Raw genomic sequence first — 443 nt, 5'->3', positions numbered from 1 at the left:
TTTTATAAGCCAATGGGCTTAAGTGGACTCGAACCACCGACCTCACGCTTATCAGGCGTGCGCTCTAACCAGCTGAGCTATAAGCCCATCTTGAAATCTTTCGATTTCAGTGGAGATGAAGAGATTCGAACTCTCGACCCCCTGCTTGCAAGGCAGGTGCTCTCCCAACTGAGCTACATCCCCATTTGATCTGGCAGCCACCTGCTCTCCCACACCGTCTCCAGTGCAGTACCATCGGCCGCTTAGGTCTTAACCGTCGTGTTCGGGATGGGAACGGGTGTTTCCCCTAAGCGCATCGCTACCAGAAATATCTTTATTCAGTTTCCTTGATAACTCAACAGTAAAACACATTTTTTTCTCTACTTTTTCTTACCTTAGAAAGGAGGTGATCCAGCCGCACCTTCCGATACGGCTACCTTGTTACGACTTCACCCCAGTCATCG

The 443-nt window shown here is 49.4% G+C and carries 2 tRNA genes and 2 rRNA genes; all 4 read right to left on the bottom strand.

What is annotated here, in order from left to right:
- Positions 1 to 13 precede the first annotated feature (13 nt).
- Positions 14 to 87: transfer RNA gene (locus ACTNC6_RS16200), tRNA-Ile, on the bottom strand.
- Positions 88 to 110: 23 nt separating this feature from the next.
- A tRNA-Ala gene (locus ACTNC6_RS16195) sits at positions 111 to 183 on the bottom strand.
- 5 nt (positions 184 to 188) lie between these two features.
- Positions 189 to 306 (bottom strand): 5S ribosomal RNA (gene rrf / locus ACTNC6_RS16190).
- A gap of 72 nt (positions 307 to 378) precedes the next feature.
- Positions 379 to 443 (bottom strand): 16S ribosomal RNA (locus ACTNC6_RS16185); the annotation flags it as partial.

This window comes from Blautia sp. HCP3S3_C4 (genome assembly GCF_052064095.1).
Taxonomy (GTDB): Bacteria; Bacillota; Clostridia; order Lachnospirales; family Lachnospiraceae; genus Blautia_A.
The sequence above is the reverse complement of the archived record's forward strand: the minus strand, read 5'-3'. Positions and strand labels throughout refer to the sequence as shown.